At 69.6% G+C, this 22,371-nt stretch carries 12 protein-coding genes; 8 read left to right on the forward strand and 4 right to left on the reverse strand.

Annotated elements, in window-relative coordinates:
• Positions 1–420 precede the first annotated feature (420 nt).
• Positions 421–5,364, reverse strand: a complete 4,944-nt coding sequence (locus ACIRQF_RS00265) for an FG-GAP-like repeat-containing protein (RefSeq protein WP_404087515.1) — start codon at positions 5,362–5,364, stop codon at positions 421–423.
• A gap of 468 nt (positions 5,365–5,832) precedes the next feature.
• Between ACIRQF_RS00265 and ACIRQF_RS00270 the strand changes: the two genes are divergently transcribed.
• Both ACIRQF_RS00270 and ACIRQF_RS00275 read left to right on the forward strand, forming a co-directional pair.
• Complete coding sequence (locus ACIRQF_RS00270) at positions 5,833–13,011, forward strand: polymorphic toxin-type HINT domain-containing protein (protein WP_404087516.1); 7,179 nt, start codon at positions 5,833–5,835, stop codon at positions 13,009–13,011.
• 107 nt (positions 13,012–13,118) lie between these two features.
• Entirely contained in the window at positions 13,119–13,676 is a 558-nt protein-coding gene (locus ACIRQF_RS00275; RefSeq protein ID WP_404087517.1) for a hypothetical protein, read from the forward strand.
• Between the two features lie 202 nt (positions 13,677–13,878).
• Here the strand turns inward: ACIRQF_RS00275 and ACIRQF_RS00280 are convergent, their stop codons facing one another.
• Complete coding sequence (locus ACIRQF_RS00280; protein ID WP_404087518.1) at positions 13,879–14,727, reverse strand: SDR family NAD(P)-dependent oxidoreductase; 849 nt, start codon at positions 14,725–14,727, stop codon at positions 13,879–13,881.
• 103 nt (positions 14,728–14,830) lie between these two features.
• Between ACIRQF_RS00280 and ACIRQF_RS00285 the strand changes: the two genes are divergently transcribed.
• Positions 14,831–15,442 (forward strand): CGNR zinc finger domain-containing protein, encoded by a 612-nt coding sequence (locus ACIRQF_RS00285; RefSeq protein ID WP_404087520.1) that lies wholly within the window; start codon positions 14,831–14,833, stop codon positions 15,440–15,442.
• Between the two features lie 23 nt (positions 15,443–15,465).
• Positions 15,466–15,651: a hypothetical protein gene (locus tag ACIRQF_RS00290; protein ID WP_404089565.1), complete on the forward strand. Its 186-nt coding sequence runs from the start codon at positions 15,466–15,468 to the stop codon at positions 15,649–15,651.
• A gap of 9 nt (positions 15,652–15,660) precedes the next feature.
• Here the strand turns inward: ACIRQF_RS00290 and ACIRQF_RS00295 are convergent, their stop codons facing one another.
• Positions 15,661–15,984 carry a hypothetical protein gene (locus ACIRQF_RS00295; RefSeq protein ID WP_404087522.1) on the reverse strand — a complete coding sequence of 108 codons (324 nt, stop codon included), beginning with the start codon at positions 15,982–15,984 and terminating at the stop codon, positions 15,661–15,663.
• A 154-nt stretch (positions 15,985–16,138) separates the two neighbouring features.
• Entirely contained in the window at positions 16,139–17,137 is a 999-nt protein-coding gene (locus ACIRQF_RS00300; RefSeq protein WP_404087524.1) for an AraC family transcriptional regulator ligand-binding domain-containing protein, read from the reverse strand.
• Positions 17,138–17,399: 262 nt separating this feature from the next.
• Here ACIRQF_RS00300 and ACIRQF_RS00305 point away from each other — a divergent pair, with 262 nt between their 5' ends.
• From ACIRQF_RS00305 to ACIRQF_RS00320, 4 genes are all read left to right on the forward strand, one after another.
• Entirely contained in the window at positions 17,400–18,233 is an 834-nt protein-coding gene (locus ACIRQF_RS00305) for an oxidoreductase (protein WP_404087526.1), read from the forward strand.
• A 341-nt stretch (positions 18,234–18,574) separates the two neighbouring features.
• Positions 18,575–19,096 carry a (2Fe-2S)-binding protein gene (locus tag ACIRQF_RS00310; protein WP_404087528.1) on the forward strand — a complete coding sequence of 174 codons (522 nt, stop codon included), beginning with the start codon at positions 18,575–18,577 and terminating at the stop codon, positions 19,094–19,096.
• 2 nt (positions 19,097–19,098) lie between these two features.
• Entirely contained in the window at positions 19,099–20,088 is a 990-nt protein-coding gene (locus ACIRQF_RS00315) for an FAD binding domain-containing protein (protein WP_404087530.1), read from the forward strand.
• Positions 20,085–22,295, forward strand: coding sequence for a xanthine dehydrogenase family protein molybdopterin-binding subunit (locus ACIRQF_RS00320; RefSeq protein ID WP_404087532.1), 2,211 nt, complete (start codon positions 20,085–20,087; stop codon positions 22,293–22,295). Before ACIRQF_RS00315 ends, ACIRQF_RS00320 begins: the two co-directional genes overlap by 4 nt.
• Positions 22,296–22,371: the final 76 nt, after the last annotated feature.

The following is a 22,371-nucleotide window of genomic DNA, read 5'->3' on the forward strand; positions in this document are numbered from 1 at the left end:
TTTGTTTTTTTTTGCCGCTCTCGCCCCCCCCCCCCCGCGCCCCCGGGGTTTGTGGGTTGCCTCCCCCCCCCCCCCACCCCCTCATCTCCCGTGGGGGGGGGGGGGGGGGGGGGGGGGGGGGGCGCCCCCCCCCCCCCCCCCCGCCCTTTCACGCGGATGGACAGCCCTCCGCGCCAGGCAGGAACCCGCAGGCCCATCCACGGTGTCCCGGTGCGAGTACATGAGCGCGATCGCGTCGGTCACCTGCCGGTGGCCCCGTCACCGCCCGCCCCGCCTCGGAGTGCGGTCCGGCGGCAGCGGCTCGACCCTCGCCCACCGGGCGTCACGCAACGGCACGCATCGACCTGCGCAACGGAGTCGCCCTCCGGGACCGAATGGTCCCGGAGGGCGACGTTTCGTTTTGCGGGAGTCAGGCCGGGGTCACCAGGTGCCCGGCAGCGACTGCCAGCTCTTCAGCGGGTTGTCGAAACCACCGTCGGTGCGGGCCTTGAAGGTGTGGGCCGCGGTGGTGCCGAGGTTGTCGTTGTACATGATCGCGATGTCGTCGCGGCCGTCGTGGTCGGTGTCGCCGGAGACCGGGAACGACGCGTCCTGGACGTGCCAGGTGCCCGAAGGTGCCTGCCAGCTGCGGAAGTCCTCGTTGAGGCCGCCGTCGGTCTTTGCGGTCAGCGTGAACAGTGAGGCGTTGCCGTAGCCGTAGTCGTACATGATGCCGAGGTCGGCACGGCCGTCACCGTTGTAGTCGCCCGCGGTGACCTTGCTGCGCCACCACTCCCACTGCCCGGGCGCACGGGTCCACGACTTCACGCCCGGCGAGACACCGCCGTCGGGCTTGCCCAGGAACGTGAACGCGGAGACCGCGCCGTCGCCGTAGCCGTACACGCCCACGACGTCGTCCTTGCCGTCGCCGTTGAAGTCGCCGGCCACGTACTTGGCGCTGCTCTGGTTCCACGTGCCCGCGCCGGACCACCAACTGCCGAAGATGTTCTTGAACGAGCCGTCCGCGTTCGACAGGAACGTGTAGGCGCCGGTCGTGCTGTTGCCGTGGTCGTACATCATGACCACGTCGTCCCGGCCGTCGCCGTTGAAGTCACCCGCGACCAGCTTGCCCTTGGCCGCGTCCCAGTTGCCGGGGGCCGTGTACGCGCTGCGCTGGAGCGAGGTGAAGGTGCCGTCGGCCTGGCCCAGGAAGGTGAACATGCCGTTGGCGCCGTCGCCGTAGCCGTACAGCGCGGCCAGGTCGTCGCGGCCGTCGCCGTTGAAGTCACCCGACACCCACTGCGACTGGGAGACCCGCCAGGTCCATGCGGGGTTGGTGTGAGCGACCTTCGGGGCGGCGAAGCCGCCGTCCGTTCTGGCGAGGTGGGTGTACACCTGCATGGCGTCGGCGCCGTAGTCGTAGACGGTGGCCAGGTCCGAGCGTCCGTCGCCGTTGAAGTCACCCGCCAGTTCCTTGCGGAAGCTGTCGGTGCGGTCGCCCCAGTGGTGCTCGTTGGTGGCGCCGGTGTAGCGGTTGTGGCGGATGTAGCCGTTCTGGAAGTCGGTCCGCGGACCGCCCGCGACGTCGTACTCCTCGGACTGCGGGTAGCCGAGCCAGCTCTTGCCGGCGCCGAGCTCGATCCACTTGTTGCGGATGCTGCCCCACACCGCCCAGGCCTGGCCCGTGGTCGTGGTCCAGTAGATGGAGCGGCTGTCAGAGGTCTCACCGCGGCGACGGAAGTGGTTGTAGCGGCCGATGCCGTCGTCGACGTTGCTCTCGTCGGTGGTCGGGTAGCCGAAGCCGGACGGACCGCCGAGCGCCAGGTACTTCTTGTAGATGGTGCCGTGGACGGAGCGGCCACCGAAGTCGTACGTCCAGTAGATGGCGCCGTCGCCACCGGAACCGCGGAAGGTGGTGACCCAGGCGTCGCTTTCGAACGTGGTCGACTCGTCGGAGGTCGGGTAGCCGAGGAAGCTCTTCTCGGCGCCGAGCGAGTTCCAGTAGTCGCGGATGCCGTTCTGGACCATCCATGCACCCGTCGTCGGGTGCCAGTAGATCGAGGCGTTGTCCGCGTTGACGCCGTTGGCGCGGAAGTGGGCGTAGCGGCCCTCGCCGTCCGGCGGGACCAGGACGTCGGTGGTCGGGTAGCCCCAGCCGCCCGGGCCGCCCTTCGCCAGGTACTTGGCGAGGATCGGTCCACACACGGTGTGCGTGCCGGTCGCGCCGGAGGTGAAGCTCCGGCACTCGGACCAGGGCGTGCCGCCGAGCACGAGGCGGCGGCCGGCGCCGAAGACCGATCCGGCGCTCGCTGCGCGGCCCGGGTATTCGGTGATCTCCCCCGAGGCGTTGCGCGACCACAGGTCGGCGTAGCCGTCGCCCTCGAAGTCGCCGTTGCTCTCCAGCTGCGGCAGGGTGCCACCGGGGAAGCCGGTGGCGATCGAGGTGGAGCGGACCGCGGTGTCGGCGAAGACGGCGAGGTCGGCGACGGTGGTCGCGGACGGGTCCGTCGTCCGGCGGCTGGTGTACTGGTGGATCTTGCCGGTCGCCTTGTCCCGGGCCCAGACCTCCGGCAGTGAATCGCCGTTGAGGTCGCCGGGAGCGATCAGGTTCATGTTCTGCCAGTCGGCATTGCCGAGCAGGATCGGCGGGCGGAAGCCCTTCTCCGTGACGTCGAGGTAGGGATCCGTCGAGCCGAGGTAGAGATACAGCTCCGCGCCCGTCTTGACGAGCAGGTCGGGCTGGTCGGCGTCGTCGACCGTGCCGCTGCCGTTGTCGTCGTCGACGCTGCCGATGACGACGGCCTGGTCCGCCTGGGCCCAGTGGTCGTTCTCGGTCATGGCGGTGGCCAGCGGGATGCGGTTTGCGTCGATCGGCTGCAGGTCGCCGTTGCCGCTGCCCGGGTAGACGATCAGGTCCTTGCGGCTGCCGTCGGGCGACGGGCGCAGGGCGACGAGGTCCTCGTAGTAGTCGCTGTTCCAGCTGCCGCGGTGGGACAGCGAGACGGCGTCGGCGAAGGAGCCGCGGTCGAGCTTCCTGGACAGGTCGAAGGTGCCGTTGCCCTTGCCGGGGTGCATCCACAGCTCGCCGGAGCCCGGGTCCACGCTCCAGATGTCGACGGTGTCGTCGCCGTTGAGGTCACCGGGCTTGTCGCGGGTCGGCTTGCGCTTGGCGTAGAAGAGGTACGCCTTGAGGTCGGACCGGTTGCCCGCCGCGTCGAGGCTGCGGACGAACAGGGTCTGCGGGCCGGTCGTGTACGGGGTGTATTCGGCCGTCGCGTCGCCGCCGGGCGTCGCCGTCACGGCCTCACGCACCTTGGGGTCGGACTCGGTCCACCACTGGTACTTCACGACGTCCGACTCGCCGTTCGCGTTGAAGGTGAAGACGCCCTTCATACGTGCCTGGGAGGTGCTGTCGGGTTCGTTCTCGGGGAACTGCGTCGAGCTCACCTTCGGCGGGTGTCCGGGCCGGGTGGCGTCGATGCTGAAGATGCACTGGCCCGCCCAGGGGCCGGCCGCGTAGTCGTCGAGACCGCGGACGTCCCAGCGGTAGGTGCCGGTGGGGAGTTCGGAGGCGGGGATGCGCACCTGGGCGACGTTGCCGTTGGCGACCCACACCTGGGGGCGCTTGATGGTGCCCCAGTAGTCCTGGTCGTTCCAGTAGTTGAACTCGGCGCGGAGTGAGCCGTCCTCGGCGTCCGAGACCCGGGCGCGAAGCACGACCTCGTCGGTCGTGCCGATCATCCCGCCGCCGCAGGGCACCGAGGGGTCGGAGCCACGCTCGCCTATGGAGTTCGGCACGGTGTTGTACTGGGTGGAGACGCGGGCGCTGTCCGGGTTCATCTTGCGCCACGACACGTCGACGGTGTCGGTGGCGGACTTCAGACCCATGGTCCAGGCGGGCCAGTGCCAGCGGGCCGCGTCAGCGACCGCGGAGGTGACGTTGAGCTCGATGGTGTCGCCGTCGCCGGGGCAGTTGCGGCCGCCGAAGGACTGGCCGGAGGAGTCGACCAGACGCTTCCACTTGGGCTGGTTGTTCCAGGTGACCCAGGTGCCGATGCCGTCGGTGTCCCAGATCTGCACGTCACCGGACTGGCAGCTCCAGGAGCCGGCGTACTTCTGCTGGATGCGGAAGGTGGAGGACAGGATCTGCTTGTCCCAGAGGGCTCCCGTGCCGACCTGGAAGAAGGTCTTCGCGCAGACGACCGCGTAGTTGTTGGCCGAGTCCTTGGCGCAGCCGACGCGGGCTTCCTTGCTGAGCGTGCCGCCGTTCCAGTAGTTGGTGTTCGGCGAGTTCGGGAAGGAGTTGTGCTTGTAGGCGAGCGTCCACGCGGACTTCCAGTCGTCACGCCAGATCGGGTCGATGACGACGGGGTACTTCGTGCCGGGGGCCGTCAGCAGCTTGCGGTCGGGCGTGAGCGTGAGGGTGGAGCCCTTCAGCGCGACACCGAGGTCGGCCTGGCGGGTGCCGATGGAGATGCCGTCGACGGCCGGCACCGGGTCGGCCACCGCGGCGGCCCGCTTGGCGGCTGCCGTACGCGGCGCGGTGGCCTGCACGACCGGCTGTTCGGCACCGGAGTCCCACATCTGCGGCTTGCCGGCGCTGAACAGCGTCTTGCCGGCGGGGTCGAGCGCCCGCAGCTCGCCGTTGGCCTCCTTGCGAAGGCTCACGCCCTTGCCCTTGAGCCCGAAGTCGAGCGAGGCGAGGGCTGGGTTGTCGGCGGCGGCGCGGTTCTTGACGACGAGCTGGTGCGAGAAGCCGGTGACGTCGGCGGTGACCCGCAGGTCGACGCCGCGCAGCACCTCGGGGTACGTGGCGCTGTCGCCCTCGACCCGCGGGGCGGGCAGCGGCTTGGGCCAGGTCAGGGAGAGGTCCCGGCCGTCCTTGCGCATGGTGACCAGCGGGGTGTTGCCGCCGCCGGAGAAGGTGAGCCCGACGCGGGTGGCGCGGGGGGCGATCCGTCCGTCGCTCTGCCGGCTGAGACCGGTGTCCGCGTCCACGAGCTTCCCACCGCGCAGGACGCGGATCGGGGCCAGGGCGTGGTTCTGGGTGAACGTGCCGTCCGGGTTGGCCCAGACGTCGTCCGTCTCGGTGCGCTTGGAGGGCAGTTCGACCGACTTGCCGGTGCGCTTGGCCTCCTTGGCCGCCTTGGTGTGGACGGCGGCGTCCGCCGCGCTCTTGCCGGCGTCGGCCTTGCGCGCGGAGGCGTCCGCGGCGGCGCGGCCCGTGGGTGTGCCGCCCGGGCCTGTCCCGGTGGCGGCGGCCGCCTCCGCGACGGGCACGGTACCGAGCAGCAGGGCGGCGAGCACGGTGCCGGCGGCGGCACGGACCGTGCCGCGGCGGCGTGGTGGATCGTCGACGCGGGCGCGCGTCGGGTGGGGTCTCACTGAGTGGGTCCTCGGGGTCGGGTCGGCCGCCGACCGGGGGCGGGTGGCCGAGTTCTGTGGTTCCGGCCGCTCGTCGACGACCGCTTTCCGGCCACCTCGACGATCAGCCGTCGCGTTCGATTATTTGTAGCAGCAGCGGAGGCCCTCGCGTGACGCGTTCCGGTCACGGGGCATGTCGCACCATGCCCAATGTGAGCCCGGATTGACGGAGCCTCACGTTCCTTCCTCGACTGCGCTTTTTTACAAGAAGACCAGGACATCGACCCCTGACAATGCCTCAAGCAGTTCGTCACGCGCCGCCTCGACGCCCGCCGGTTCCGCTGTTAGGTTCAGCGCCGTCAGCTGAAGCGTGATCATGACATGCACGCTTCTCTCATCGTGCTCTCATGGAGTGTTCGAATCTTGAGAAGATCCAAGGCGCACGCCTGGCGTGCGCCTCTGAGGCGTGCCTGGCGGTGGCCGATACCGTTGCTGGCCGTCAGCCTGATGGCCACCGGTCTCTCGGCCGTGGACGCGGCCGCTGCCCGCTCCGACCTGAACCTGCTGGGGACGCAGAAGCTCACCAAGGTGGGCGGGGCGCCCGTCACCGGCAAGCCGGCGCCGGGGCCCGCCGAGTCCCAGCGGAAGCGCTGGAAGAACCCGCCGGCGATCGCCTGGCCCAAGGCCGGGACCGCCGAGATCACCCTCCCCGCCCCGGAGTCCGCACCCTCGGGGCAGCGGAATCCGGCCACCCGCGGCGCCCTCGGCAGCGCGGCCGCCAAGCCCGCGAAGCCGGGCAGGTCCGTCCGGGCCGGCACCCTGCCGGTGAACGTCGCCGCGCTGCCGCCCCGCGCCGCGGGCGGCCCCGCCGCGCGCGCCGTCAAGCAGCCCGGCACCGTGGCGACCACCGCCCCGGTCAAGGTGAAGGTCGGCCTGCTGGACCGGGCCGCAGCCCGACGCGCCGGACTCGCCAACAGCCTGCTCCTGTCGGTCCAGCGCACCGACACGGGCAACTCCTCGGCGCCCGTCTCGGTCGAACTCGACTACACCGCCTTCAAGAACGCCTACGGCGGCGGATGGGGCTCGCGGCTGCGCTTCACCGCGCTCCCGGCCTGTGCCCTCACCACACCGGAGAAGCCCGGCTGCCGCAGCGGCGTCCCGGTCACCACGGTCAACGACCCGAAGACCGGCAAGCTCGTCGCCACGTTCGACGCCCCGGCCCAGCGGACCACGACCGCCGGCAGCGGCGCGCTCCGCTCGATGGCCACCACCGGCACCCAGTCCGTGACCCTGGCGGCCACCGCCGGCGCGGACGGCGCCAACGGTACGTACAAGGCCACCTCGCTGAACCCTTCCGGCTCCTGGCAGGCCGGCGGTTCCGCGGGCGACTTCTCCTGGTCGTACCCGCTGGAGATCCCCGCCTCGCTCGGCGGCCCCAGCCCGTCGCTGACGCTGGGATACTCCAGCTCGACCCTCGACGGCCGGACCTCGGCGTCCGCGCAGCAGACCTCGTGGGTCGGCGACGGCTGGGACCTGGCCTCGAACTTCATCGAGCGGTCCTACGTCCCCTGCAGCCAGGACAAGCGCCCCAACTCCGGGTACAACAACCCGAAGGACGACACCGGCGACCTCTGCCACGGCGCCCCGATGGTCACCCTGTCCCTCAACGGCGGCTCCACGCAGCTCGTCCTGGACGACGCCACGAAGACCTGGCGGCCGGCCAAGGACGACGGCTCGCGCGTCGAACTGCTGCAGGGCGCACAGAACGGTGACAAGGAGGGTGACCACTGGCGGTTCACCAACCCCCAGGGCATCCAGTTCTACTTCGGCCTGAACAAGGTCCCCGGCTGGACCACGGGCAAGCCCGTCACCAACTCCGCCTGGACGGTGCCGGTCTACGGCAACCACCCCGGAGAGCCCTGCTACAACGCCACCTTCGCCAACGCCGTGTGCGACCAGGTGTACCGCTGGAACCTCGACTACGTCGTGGACCCGCGCGGCAACGCCATGACGTACTGGTACGAGAAGGAGACCAACCACTACGGCTCGAACTACCAGATCGCGGGCGGCTCGACCGCGCGCCCGTACGACCGTTCCGGCTGGCTGGACCACATCGCGTACGGCCTGCGCAGTGACGCCCTGTTCGCCGAGCCCCCGGCCCAGGTGGACTTCGAGGTCGCCGAACGCTGCCTGGTCACGGCCGACTTCGACTGCGCCCCGGCCAAGCTGAAGCCGGAGGTCGACTGGAGCATCGCCAAGCAGTGGCCGGACACCCCCGGCGACCAGCTGTGCGCCTCGGGCGAGGAGTGCAAGGGCCGGTTCACCCCGACCTTCTTCACCCGCAAGCGCCTGACCGAGGTCACCACCACGGTCTGGAACGGCACCGCGCGCAAGCCGGTCGACACCTGGAAGCTCACCCAGGACTTCCCGATGACCGGTGACGGCACGGACTACCCGCTGTGGCTGTCCGAGATCCGGCACACCGGCCGCAACGGCTCCGACCTGCCCCTGCCGCCCGTGAAGTTCCGCGGCAAGCAGCTCGACAACCGGGTCGACGGCGCCTCGGACGGCAAGCCGCCGTACAAGCGCTACCGCGTCGAGGCCATCGACACGGAGACCGGCTCGACGATCCTGGCGCACTACGCCGCCACCCAGTGCTCCGCCGGCGCGCTGCCCTCGTCGCCCGAGACGAACAAGATGCGCTGCTACCCGGTGATCTCGGAGATCCCGGACCCGAACGACCCGGCGCGCGAGCGCAAGCTGTACGTCACGGACTGGTTCCACAAGCACGTGGTGGACTGGGTCCAGGAGGAGGACCGCAACGGCAACTCGCCGACGCGGCGCACCGAGTACGAGTTCGTCGGCGACCCCGCATGGGCGTACGACGACGAGACCGAGATGATGCGGCCCAAGACCCGCACCTGGTCCCAGTGGCGCGGTTACGAGCGGGTCCGCACCTACATCGGCGTGGCGCCGGACCGGCGCTCGCAGACGGAGGCGCTCTTCTTCCGCGGCCTCGACGGCGACCGCGCGACGCCGGCCGGCGGCACCAGGTCGGTCAAGGTCAAGGACTCCGAGGGCAACGAGATCCCGGACCACCGCCTCTTCGCCGGCCAGACCCGCGAGGTCCTGGCGTACGACGGAGAGGGCGGCCCGCTGGAGGCGGCCACCACGTACACCCCGTGGCTGCACGGCCCCACCGCGACCCGGCTGCGCAAGGGCGCGGTGCCGGAGGAGGACATAGAGCCGCAGGAGTCCTACGTCCAGCAGACGTCGGACGTCGCCTCCCGCATCCTCCTCTCCGACGGCCGCGGCTGGCGTCGCACCGCGATGCACACGGAGTACGACGCCCGCGGCTTCGCCCAGTCGGTCTCGAACCGCGGCGACACCGCCGACCCGTCGGACGACAGCTGCACCCGCTACGAGTACGACGAGGACCCGGCGCGCTGGATCATCGCACGGCAGAAGCGGGTGGAGTCGGTCGCGAAGGCGTGTGACGCGACGAACGTGTCCCGCCCGGCGGACGTGACGTCCGACGTGCGGATGCATTACGACGCGGCGGGCAACGTGCAGTCGACGGAGTCGCTGTCGGACTACGCGAACGGCAGCCCGGTCTACACGACGAACGGCAGCGCCGAGTACGACGCCTACGGCCGCCCTACGGCCACCACGGACGTCTTCGGCAAGGTCACCCGGACTGCCTACACCCCCTCGTCCGGGCAGATCGTCAACAAGGTCGTCACCACCAATCCGCTGGGTCACACCAAGACCACGGAGACGGACCAGGGCCGCGGTTCGGTCCTGACCGAGACGGACGTCAACGGCCGCAAGCAGGTCATGCGGTACGACGCGCTCGGCCGGCTCCTCAAGGTCTGGTCCCCGGACCGCGACCCGCTGAGCAAGTCGCCCGACGGCGAGTTCTCGTACGACGTCCGCACGGACGGCCCGGTGGTCATCACCAACAAGGCCCTCCTGGACGACGGCACCTACCGCACCAGCTACGACATCTACGACGCGAGCCTGCGCATCCGCCAGACCCAGATGGAGGCGCTGGGCGGTGGCCGGATCATCTCGGACACCTTCTACAACAGCCTCGGCCAGGTCTGGAAGAGCAACGGCGCCTACTACACCGACGGGGCGGCCTCGGGCGTCCAGTGGGCCCCGAAGGACAACGAGGTCCCGTCCTCGACGATGACCTTGTACGACGGCTCCGGGCGTACGACCGCGCAGATCTCCCGCAAGTTCGGCGTGGAGACCTCCCGGACCACGACCTCGTACGGCGGCGACAACATCACCGTCGACCCGCCGAAGGGCGAGACCCCGACCCGTGCGTTCCTGGACGGCGCCGGCCGCAAGACGGAGCTGCGCTTCTTCAAGGCGGACTCGCCGACGGGTGCCTACGACGCGACGCGGTACTCGTACAACCGGCGCGGGGAGCTGGAGTCGGTCGTCGACCAGGCCGGTGATCGGTGGGCGTTCGAGTACGACATCCGCGGTCGCCAGACGAAGCAGTCGGATCCCGAGAAGGGCGAGACGACCGCGAAGTTCGGCAAGGGCGACCGTCTGGAGTCCATGACCGACGCCCGCGGCAAGACCGTCGCCCCCGAGTACGACGCGCTGGGCCGGATCGTCGCCACGCACGAGGGCTCGGTCACGGGTCCGACGCTGACGTCGACCACGTACGACACGCTGCCCGGCGCCATCGGCATGCCCGTGTCCTCGACCCGGTACGTGGGCGGCAACGCCTACAAGCAGGAGGTCACCGGTTACGACACCGAGTACCGTCCGACCGGGTCGAAGATCACCATCCCGGCCTCCGAGGGCGCGCTCGCCGGCACCTACAGCTTCTCCAGCGGGTACCGGCCGAACACCGGTCTGCCCGCATGGACCATGCAGCCGGCGGCCGGTGGTCTGCCCAGCGAGATCACCACGCAGACGTACAACCACTTCGAGCTGCCCACCGTCATGGGCATCGGGGGGAAGGCGTTCGTCGGCAAGGTCGACTACTCGCCGATGGGCGACGTGCTGCGAACGGAGGCGGGACCGGCCGGCTCGCAGGTCTACGCGACCCATTTCTACGACGAGCAGACCCGCGAGGTGCTGCGGACGGTCAACGACCGTGAGGTGTCACCGAGCCGGATCAACGACACGACGTTCGAGCGGGACGACGTCGGCAACCTCCTGAAGATCTCGGACAAGGAGGGATCGGACGGTCCCACCGACGTCCAGTGCTTCGGTTACGACTACCTGCGCCGGATGAACGAGGCGTGGACCGCCACGGACGACTGCGCCGCCAAGCCCGGATCCGCCGGACCCGGCTCCACCCCCTCGGTGGGCGGGCCCAACCCGTACTGGTCCTCGTACAGCTTCGACGCGGCCGGCAACCGCACCAAGGAGGTCCAGCACTCCCCCACGGCTGACACCGCGAAGGACGTCACCCGTGTCTTCACCTACGGCACCCCCGGCCAGGCCCGCGCCAACCAGCTGCAGAGGGTCGACACGACGGGGCCGGGCGGTTCACGCACCGAGTCGTACACGTACGACGAGGCGGGCAACACCCGCACCCGGACCATCCAGGGCGACACGCAGACGCTGGACTGGGACGTCGCGGGACAGCTCCAGAAGGTCACCAAGGGCACCGAGACGACGGAGTTCGTCTACGACGCCGATGGTGCCCGCCTGATCAAGCGCGACAAGACCGGCACCACGCTGTACCTGCCGGGCACCGAGGTCAAGCTGACGCCGGCGGGCAAGCTGGAGGGCACGCGGTATTACGCCCACCCGGCGGGACCGGTGATGGTCAGGACGGCCAAGGACGGCGTGATCACCACGTCGTACCTGATGGGCGACCAGAACGGCACGGCCACCACGGCCGTGGACGCCTCGACCTCGGCCATCACGCGCCGCAAGTTCACCCCGTTCGGCGAGGTCCGCGGCACGGCGCCGTCCGTGTGGCCGGGCAAGAAGGGCTTCGTCGGTGGCGACATCGACGAGTCCACCGGGCTGGTCCACCTGGGCGCGCGCGAGTACGACCCGACGACGGGCCGGTTCCTGTCGGTCGACCCCGTGGTCGACTTCAACGAGCCCAAGCAGATGAACCCGTACGCCTACGCGAACAACTCGCCGGTGACGTACAGCGATCCGAGCGGGCTTTCGATCGCACCGCCCGTGATGCCCGTCATGGACTTCACGGCGGCGGAGGAAGCCTGGGCCCGGATGATCCAGGGCAAGAGCGCGCTGGACGTGGCTCTCGAAGTCGCCGTGGGCATCCTCAAGGACGTCTCGGGCTACAACGACATCAAGGCCTGCCTCGGCGGTGACGGCTGGGCCTGCGCCGGTCTGGCGCTCGACGCGGCGCTGCCCTTCGCGGGCCGCGCCAAGCGCATCCTCAAGGCGCTCGACCGCGCCTGGGAGGCGTTCAACAGCTGGGCCTCGAAGCTCGCCCTGGCGCGCGACATCATGCGCAAGGTCGAGCGGTACCAGCAGGCCATGGCCAAGTACGCCGAGGACCTGGCCGAATGGAAGCGCCAACTCGAAGAAGCTGCCGAACGCGCGAGAAAACTGGAGGAAGAGGCCGCGGCGGCCCGCAGAGCCGCCCAGGAGGCCGCAGCCGCAGCCGCCAAGAAGGCCGACGAGGCCGCAGCGACGGCGGCGAAGCAGGGCAAGTCCTCGGCGCAGAAGGCGAAGAACGCGGACGGCGACGGCAAGTCGTCGAAGTCCGCGGAGTCGAAGAAGGCGGACGAGCCGAAGAAGTCGGGCGGCAAGGAGACCGACAGCGGCGGTTCGAGTGGCTGCAACAGCTTCGTGCCGGGCACCCGGGTCCTGATGGCCGACGGCACCTCGAAGGCCATCGACGAGGTCCGGCTCGGTGACGAGGTCATGGCCACCGACGAGACGTCGGGCGCCACGCAGGCCAAGCCCGTCGTCGCCAGGATCATCGGCGAGGGGCAGAAGAACCTCGTCGAGATCACGATCGACACCGACGGCACGAAGGGTGACGCCAAGGAGAAGATCACCGCGACCGACGGTCACCCCTTCTGGGTTCCGTCTCTGCACAAGTGGCAGAAGGCCACGGACCTCAGGGCCGGCGAGTGGCTCCGCACCTCGTCCGGGACCTGGGTCCAGGTCACCGAGGTCAGGCGCTGGACCCAGCAGAAGCGCGTCCACAACCTCACGGTCGGCGATCTTCACACGTACTACGTGCTGGCGGGCGCGACCCCGACCCTCGTCCACAACGACTCGTGCCCGACCGAGGGCGACCAGATCGAAGGCAAGGCGACCAGCACATGGACGCCTGACGATCACTATTCCGACGCCGCGGTCAAGAAGAGAAGCGATGCCAACGCCGATCTCCAGGAGTGGTTCGAGGCCGGTGAGGAAATCCATGACCTCGTGGCCAAGTACCGGGCGAATCCCAACATGCGTGCACGGCACGGGGATGCCTCTGACGGGCTCGACCATTTCAACGGACGCGATCTCAATTCCCGGCAGCGGTCCCAGTGGGCCTCTTGGATGGGTAACGACACCGCCGGATCACTGATCTACTGGAACGGCAGGAACGGAAGCCACGCCAGAATCATGGTCAACGCAGGTACCGGGCAGATCGCCTGGTTCCCCCTGAGGGGCGGCGTCCACAACTACGGATCGCCACGCATCTACAAGTGGTAGTAGGTTAGACGGGAAGCAGTGCACGGCACCCCTCGTGAGGTTTCGTGCACTGCTTCTTCCATGTATGGGTGGGCTTCGTTCACAGGTCCTCCAGAAGGGTTGAAACAATGGACCACGCTGGGCGACTGGCCCCCGCCGGACTGGTTTTCCTGGAACTGATGGATCTGGAACTCCCCCTCATCCCGCCGCCGCTCGCCAACATGGCCACGGGATACGAGCCGTCGTCCGGGGAATGGGCGCGTTCGCTCGTCGACCGCGGTACTCCCGATTTCCTCGCCAAGGCGAACACGAGTTGGTTCGAGCTCTGCCACGAAGGCGGCCTCTTCGGGGACGGGCGGGAGTTCCTGGTCTCCGTCGCGCTCCAAGAGGGCGGAAGCGACTTGTGGTGGGCGCGCGTCCGGCTGGCCGAATCCTGGGATCTCGTGGGCGCGGGCTCCGCCGCGGCTCTCGGCAGCGGTCTCGGCGAACCGGAGTTCACCGCGCTGTCGGTGACCGGAGACGTCGCCGCCTTCTGCTGCTCGACCACGTCCTCGATCCGCACCGTCGTGGCGGCCGGATTCACGGAGATCGAGGATCTTCGCGCCATGGCTGAATGGGCGGCGGGATATCCGAGGACGCCACGGCAGGAGAAAGCGGCCGCCCGGAGATGGCTTGACTCACTCTGAGCCGCTGAGGCGCTTCATGGGCCCCTTCCATCCCGGAAGGGGCCCATGGCGTTCTCGAAGGATCGGCCCGCCGGGACCGCGTACGACGGCGCGCTGAGACGGAGTGGTGCCGGCGCGAGGCCGTCGTACCGGTGTGCGCAGAGGATCTAGTTCGACACGGGCAATGTGACATGGGCCATCGGATCGACCTCCACCCGGCGTGCTACCTGTCGACGGCGTCGGTCACGTTCTGCCAGCTGTCCAGGTCAGCGATCCGTGCCTCCAGAGCGGGGCGCATGGCCGTCGCGCTGGCGGTGCCGAGGGCGAGGCGCAGCGGAGGGTTGGGGCTGTCGACCGCGACCCGGATGCCTTCGGCGATCCGCGCGGCGGCGGAGAACGCGGACGCCGGCAGCTCTCCGATGGCCTTGTGGACCTCTCGGACGGTCTGGTCGTAGTCGGAGAGGCCGACCGCGACGTCGAGGTTGGCGAGGAAGGGAGTCGCGGTCATTCCGGGCTGGATGACGGTGACCTTGATGCCAAGCGGTGCGACCTCGGCCGCGAGCGCGTCCGACAGTCCCTCGACCGCGTACTTGGTGGCGGCCAGCAGGCCCACGCCGGGGTGGGCGGACTGCCCGTAGACGGACGAGCCCTGGAGGACGTGGCCGGACCGCTGGGCGCGGAGCACCGGCAGCGTGGCGCGGAGCACGTTGAGCACCCCCATGACGTTGGTGTCGAACACGGCACGCACCTGTGCGTCGGAGGCCTCTTCGACGGCTCCGAACAGTCCGTATCCCGCGTTGTTGGCCACGACGTCGATGCGGCCGAAGCGTGCGAGCGTGCCGTCCACCGCGGCCCGGACGGCCTGCTCGTCACGTACGTCCGCCGGGATGAGCAGCAGGCGCTCACCGTGCGCTTGCGCCAGTTCGTCCAGGGAGGAGGTGTCGCGGGCGAGGGCCGAGACGGTGTCGCCGTGCTCCAGCGCCTGGAGCGTCAGTTCGCGGCCGATACCGGACGTCGCGCCGGTGATCAGCCAGGTGCGGGGCTGGGGCTGCTGGTTGAGTGATCTATTCATGTTGCGACCATAAGGCGTTAGCTCGCAACGCGTCAACGCTGGGCTGGGCCGTGGTTGCTCCCTAGGAGGATTAGCGCCGATTGCACTGATGTAGAGTGGGCCTATGAGCAGTGCGGCATCCGAATCCCCCAAGCCCAGCCCGCGCACCGTGTCATCGACGGTGGAGACCGTTCTCGCGTTCGTGAACACGCGCGCGGACGGATCGGGCCGCCGAGAGCTGTTCGAGGGCGGGCGCTCGTTCGCGGCGTGGCTGGCGGAGCGCGACGAGTTCGACGGCGACACCGTGGCGACCGACGCGGACGCCGCGGTCGCGCGTGAGCTGCGTGACGCCCTGGTGGCCCTGCTGCTCGCGCACTCGGGCGACGAGAAGAGCCTGGGCGAGCCGCTGCTGCACGCCGAGCGGCACCTGCGACGTGTCGGGTCGCTCTACCCTCTGGCGACCGTGGTGACGGCCGGCGGCGCAGAACTCGCCTCGCCGCAGACCGGTGTGCCGGGCGTGTTCGGCACCGTACTGGCCGCGGTGACGACGCTTGCTCAGAGCAGCGACTGGGGACGCATCAAAGCCTGCCGGAATCCCCCATGCCATTTCGGGTTCTTCGACCGCACCCGCAACGGAGGAGGGCTGTACTGCAGCACCGGCTGCGGCTCCCAGGTCTCCATGCGCAAACACCGCCAACGACAACGCAGTGACAGCAGCGCGCCGTCCACGGCATGAGACCCTCTTTGCCCGTTGCTTCCTTGTCCCCGTGGCGCGCCTCTCTCGGCGGCTGCCAGCAGAACGTCACCGTCACCGCAGGGCTCTCGCAGCCGTGGCACTCAGGGGTCGTCGAAGGCCATGTCAATCGGGTCAGGATGCTCAAGCGCCGGATGTTCGGCCGGGCCGGCTTCGAACTCCGCCGCGAGCGGGGCCTCTTCTACTCCTGAGCTCGCCGTTCAGCCTTCAGAGTCCGGCGAAGGTGGTTCATTTTCGGCGGAGAGAGTGACTTGGGCGGTCCATGACCAGGGCTCCTGGGGCGGATCCCAGCTCACCTCGACGTCGATATCGTGGAAGTCGCGCGCGAGTTCCGTCACCATCACCGCCGCAGCGGCCCGCGCGTCTTGCGGGTCGGTGTTGATCGGCACGTTCAGCCGCCCGCAGAGATTTCCGCTTTCGGTCAGGATGCTGGTGCGCCAGCCTTCCGGCGTCGCAGACAGGAAGATCCCCTTCGGAATGCCCCAGGCGGGCCGCCTCTTCTTCTCCTTCTTGCGTCTCACCATGCCGCTATCCAACATCGTCGAGTTCCTGGTGACGAATCCGGGTAGAGAGTCACCAGCCGCGGCACGGTCAGGTGCCGGCCCTGCACGGCATGCTGAAGCCCTCCAGGACAGACCGTCGGTGAACCAGAAGCCCTGCAGGGACCAAGTCCGTGTCCTATGTGGTGGAGCGGGCGTTGCGTGCGGCTTCCGGGGTGAGTCCGGTCCAGCGGCGGAAGGCTCGGTAGAAGGAGTTGGTGTCGTCGTAGGCGAGGAGGTAGGCGACCTGGGAGGTGGCGAGGGACGGGTCCGCGAGGTAGTGGCGGGCGAGGTTCTCCCTGGTGTCGCTGAGGACGGCTTGGTAGCTGGTGTTCTCTGTTTGGAGCTGTCGTTGAAGCGTTCGGGGGCTGAGCATGAGCTGGGCGGCGATGGCGTTGATCGAGCTCTCGCCGGCGGGCAGGCGTTCGTGGAGCGCGGCGCGCACCCGGTCGGCGGTGGTGGCGGACGCTTCGAGTTCGGACAGGCGGCGGCGCAATTCCGGTGCGAAGAAGTTCCACATGGCTTCGTCCTCGGTGAGGAAGGGCAGTGAGGCGTCCTCGGGGGAGAAGGTGACGGCATCGGCCTCGCCTTTGCGGATCTGCGTTCCGAAGTACGAGGCCGTCGCGGGTGAGGGCTGCGGTGCCCGGCGCATGGTGACGCGGGTCGGGTTCGCCTCGCGCCGCGTGCCGATGCGTGCCAGCGCCGCCCAGAACGCGAGCTCGGCGGTGACGAGCAGTGGCGGTGGCGGCGGTCCTTCGGGCCAGTGAATGGCGATCGTCAGCCCCGTGTGGTCGTAGGTGACCTTGAGGTTCACCGGGCCGATGAGCGGCTTGAACGTGGCGATGCGGTCGGCCGCGGTGCGCAGATCCGCGCTGCACAGCGCCGCGAAGATCGGCGGGTTGAACGCCTCGACGGACAGGGCGCGCCCGATTCTCACCGCCAGGTCGGGGTCCGCGGACTCGGCGTCCAGCGCCTCCCAGAACCGGTAGTACTCCTCGGTCGTCATCGTGACCGCCGTGCCGTGGGCGAAGAGGCCGGCCGGGAGCTGTGCCCGCCGCAGCACGCGGGCGATGGAGATCCCCAGATCGTGCAGGAGAGCACGGGTCCCGGGGTCAAGGGTGAACTGCTTCGATGCCATGCCTTCACGGTAGGACTCCGCATACGGCGGCCGGGACGCCGTACGCGCCATTCGACCCGCAGAAGACGCCATCAATCCTTGGCGTGAACGGCAAGGGGGAAGGCGTCTTCCGCTAGTTCCTCGTCGTGAATCTCCGCCTAGCGTGGAAGCCGCGAACCACCGCAGTGGTGGACACGGCGCAGGAGCGGAGACGGCCATGAACAGGAGCGTCCTGGTCACCGGTCCGAAGCGCCCCCACAACGTCCTGAATATGAGGAATCCCATGACCACCACCAAGACCGCTCTCGTGACCGGTGCCTCCTCCGGCATCGGCGAGGCGACCGCCCTCAAGCTGATCGGCCTCGGTTACACCGTGTACGGGGCGGCCCGCCGCACCGACCGTTTGCGGAAGCTCGCCGAGCGCGGCGTCCGCCCTCTGGCGATGGACGTCACCGACGACGACTCCATGCGCAGCGGAGTCGACCGGATCGTCTCCGAGACCGGTCGCATCGACGTCCTGGTCAACAACGCCGGATACGGCTCGTACGGCGCCCTGGAGGACGTCTCGCAGGACGAGGCTCGCCGCCAGTTCGACGTCAACGTTTTCGGCGCCGTCCGCCTGACCCAGCTCGTCCTGCCTCACATGCGTGCCCGGCGCAGCGGGACGGTCGTCAACATCACCTCGATGGGCGGGAAGATCTACACCCCGCTGGGCGGCTGGTACCACGGCACCAAGTTCGCCCTCGAAGCCCTCAGCGACTGCCTGCGGATCGAAGCCAAGCCCTTCGGTATCGACGTCGTCGTCATCGAGCCCGGCGGCATCCGCACCGAGTGGAGCGGCATCGCCGCCGACCACCTGGAGAAGTCCTCCGCCTCGGGCGCCTACTCCGACCAGGCCGAGGCCGTCGCCGCCTCCCTGCGCTCCGAGACCATGGTCAAGCGGATGTCCCCGCCCACCGTCATCGCCGACGCCATCGGCAAGGCCGTCACGGCACGCCGGCCCAAGACCCGCTACGCCGTCGGCTTCGGCGCACGTCCCCTCATCGGCCTGCGACGCTTCCTGCCCGACCGCGCCTTCGACGCGCTGATGGCCCGTTCCATGGGCCTTCCCCGTTGATACGTCGGGCAGCGCCACCATCAACGGTCGCGGGGCCGCCGGGGGCCTGGACCGGGGCCAGGACGGCGCTGCGCCCCGTCACCGCCCCACCCACTGATACCCACTGTGGGGTCGGCGCCCGGGGAGGGCCGCACGGGTGAACGCGTGCCAGCCCGTGTGCCAACAGATGCGAGCGCATTTGGACGGCATTAGCGTGGCGGCGTGTGATGGGAGCCCCGCGGCGCAACGCCGGCGCGGCCGTGCGGTGTATTCGTGACACGTGAGTGGCCTCGCCGAGAATCGATCCCTTCTGCGTTCCTCTCGCTGAAAGATGGTCCCGACGAGCTCGGAAATGAGACGCCATGAAACAAGTGGACGCCGGGGAACGGTCGACGGGGAAGGAGCGGCCGGAAACCCCGCCCGAGGTCGACGTCATCCTCGATGTGAACGGCACGTCCCACCGGCTCCGGCTCGACGCTCGGGTCACGCTGCTCGACGCCCTGCGGGACCATCTGGGACTGACCGGGGCGAAGAAGGGCTGCGACCAGGGCGCGTGCGGGGCCTGCACCGTCGTGGTCGACGGCAAGCGGGTGGTGTCCTGCCTCGCGCTCGCCGCCCAGTACGAAGGACGCGAGATCACGACCGTGGAATCGCTCGCGGTCGACGGTGAGCCGCATCCCGTGCAGAAGGCGTTCGCCCGGCACGACGCCCTCCAGTGCGGGTACTGCACGCCGGGGCAGATCATGTCCGCGGTCTGCCTCATCGCGGAGGGACGTGCGAACTCGGAGGATGACATCCGCGAGTTCATGAGCGGCAACATCTGCCGGTGCGGTGCCTATCCGAACATTCGCGCGGCAATTCGCGAAGTGACGGCGGAAGGCTGACCATGCACCCCTTCGCATACGCCCGGGCCACCGACGCCGACCAGGCCGTGGCCCAGGTCACCGCTGATCCGCACGCGTCGTTCCTCGCCGGCGGCACCACGCAGCTGGACCTGATGAAGGACGGAGTCCTGCGCCCCGAACGGCTCATCGACATCACCCGCCTTCCGCTCGGCGGCATCACCCACGACGAATCGGCGATCCGCGTCGGCGCCCTGACCACGATGGAGGAGCTCGCCGCCGACTCCGTCGTGCGCGAACGGCTTCCCTTCGTACGGGAAGCACTCCTCCTCGGCGCCTCGCCCCAGCTGCGCAACATGGCCACCATCGGCGGCAACCTGCTCCAGCGGGCCCGATGCCGCTACTTCCGAGACCCCACCGTCCCCGCGTGCAACAAGCGCAACCCCGGGACAGGGTGCGCTGCCATCGAGGGCATCCAGCGGATGCACGCCATCCTCGGCACCAGCGACCACTGCATCGCCCTGCACGCCTCCGACGTCGCCGTTCCCCTCACGGCGCTGGACGCGCTCGTCCACGTCCAGGGCGCCGACGGCACACGGTCGATCCCGCTGACCGAGTTCTACCTGCCGCCCGGCGACACACCGCACGTCGAGAACGTGCTGCGCCACGGTGAGCTGATCACCGGGGTCGAGGTCCCGCTCCTTCCGTACGCCGCCCGGTCCCACTACCTCAAGGTCCGCGACCGCGTCTCCTACGAGTTCGCCCTGGCCTCGGCCGGCGTCGCCCTGGTGATCGAGGACGGCGTCATCCGACGGGCGCGGGTGGCGCTGGGCGGGGTCGGCACCGTTCCCTGGCGCGCCGGGGACGCGGAGGAAGTCCTGCAGGGTGCCCGTGCGGAGTCGGACGTCTTCCGCGCGGCGGCGGAGGCGGCCCTGGCCGGCGCGAGGCCGCTGCCCGGAACCGCGTTCAAGGTGGAGCTGGCCAAACGCACCCTGGTGCGCACGCTCGAGACCGTTGCAGGAGAACCCTCATGACGACTCTCGAAAACGGCAAGGCCGTCGGTGCCGGCATCGACCGAGTGGACGCCCCGCTCAAGGTGACCGGAGCGGCTCTGTACCCCAACGACTTCTCCTTCCCCGACATGGCGCACGCAGCGCTCGTGGGCAGCACCATCGCCGCCGGCCGCATCCGCGGCATCGATGTGAGCGAAGCCGACTCCGCTCCGGGGGTACTGCGGGTCATCACGCACATGAACGCCCCGAAGCTGGAACGCGGCCAGACGACCCCGCTCGGTGCCTCGCCTCCGGCTCCGCTGCAGGACAACCGGATCCTGCACTACGGCCAGCACGTCGCGGTCGTCGTGGCCGAGACCGCGGAGCAGGCCCGGCACGCCGCCCGGCTGGTCCACGTCGAGTACGACGCCACCGACGCCGTGCTCGACGTGAACGACCCGCGGGCCGAGATCCTGGTCGACCCCCTGGGCTACGACACGGAGCGCGGTGACGTCGAGGCCGGCTTCGCCCGGGCGGACGTCGTCGTCGGGGGCACGTACACCACGCCCGACAACACGAACAACCCGCTGGGGCTGTTCACCACCGTCGCGCACTGGCACGGTGACGCGCTCACGGTGCACGACTCCACGCAGTCGATCCACAACGTGCGCACCTCCCTCGCCACGGTCTTCAAGGTCCCCGAGGCCGGCATCCGGGTCCTGGCCCCGTTCGTCGGAGGCGGCTTCGGCGCCGGCTTGCGCATGTGGCCGCACGTCGTCCTCGCCGTGGTGGCCGCCCGCGAGACCGGCCGGCCGGTCAAGCTGGTCCTGACCCGGCCCCAGATGTTCACCTCGGTGGGACACCGGCCCAACAGCGTCCAGGAGATCAAGGTCGGCGCCACGCGCGACGGGGACCTGGTCGCCATCGAGCACCACGCCCTCTCGTCGACCGCGATGGAGGACGACAACGCCGAACTGGTCAGTCGTGTCGCAGCCGTCTCCTACGCGTGCCCCAACGTCGTCACCCGCGACCGGCAGGCACGCCTGAACATCCCCTGCCCGGGCTCCATGCGCGCGCCGGGCGAAGGACAGGGCAACTTCCCCCTGGAGTCCGCCATCGACGAAGCCGCCCACGCCGTGGGCATGGACCCCCTCGAGTTCCGCCTGCGAAACCTCGCCGAACGGCACCCGATCTCCGGTCTTCCCTGGTCGAGCAACGCGCTGCGGGAATGCCTGACCGAAGGCGCCGAGCTGTTCGGCTGGTCGAAGCGCACCGAGGAACCGGGTTCCATGCGCGACGGCCGCTGGCGCGTCGGCTACGGCCTGGCGGCTGCCTCCTTCACGTTCTACCAGAACCCGTGCCAGGCCCGCGCCTCTGTGCGCAGCGACGGCTCGGCGTACGTACGCAGCGGCGCCACGGACATCGGCACCGGCACGTACACGGTCATGACCCAACTGGCCGCGGAGCTCCTGGGCCTCGACGTCAGCCGGGTGCGCTTCGACCTCGGCGACTCCGACATGCCGTACGCGCCCCAGGCCGGTGGCTCCGGACTCACCGGGGGCCTCGGCAACGCGGTCCACGACGCCTGCCACAATCTCGTGCACGCATTCCTCGACGTGGTCCGCGACGACGAGGAATCCCCGCTGCGCGGAGCCTCCGTAGACGACGTGAGCGTCACCGACGGCCGCATCCACCTCGCCGGCGACCCCGAACAGGGAGAAACTTACGCCGCCATCCTGGACCGCCACGACCTGACGGAGCTCAGTGCCGACGGCAAGAGCACCCCGCCCCAGTCGCAGGATCTGGGCATGGCGATCGCGGGCGCCTTCGGCGCGAAGTTCGTCGAAGTACGCATCGATCCCGATCTCGGGCTTCTGCGGGTGGCGCGCGTGGTCTCCGTCATCGACGGCGGCCGCATCCTCAATGAGAAGACCGCCACCAGCCAGATCGTCGGCGCCACGGTGGGCGGCATCAGCCAGGCGATGTTCGAGGAGACGGCCACCGACGCGGGCACCGGCCGCATCGCCAACGCCACCTTCGGCGACTACCTGATGCCGGTCAACGCCGACATCCCCGACATGCAGGTGCGGTTCGTCGGCGCCCCGGACCCGGCAACCGCAGTCGGCACCAAGGGAGTCGGGGAAATCGGTCTCGTCGGACTGGCCGCGGCCATCGGCAACGCCGTCTTCCATGCGACCGGCCGCCGCATCCGCTCCCTCCCCATCACCGTCGACCAGCTCATGAACTGACATCCGACGCCAGGTGACGCGGCAGGCCGGCGTGAACGCCGGCCTGCCGCGTCACAGTCACAGCCCGCTGTCACCA

Origin of the sequence: Streptomyces sp. NPDC101191 (assembly GCF_044767915.1) — a bacterium.
GTDB lineage: Bacteria > Actinomycetota > Actinomycetes > Streptomycetales > Streptomycetaceae > Streptomyces.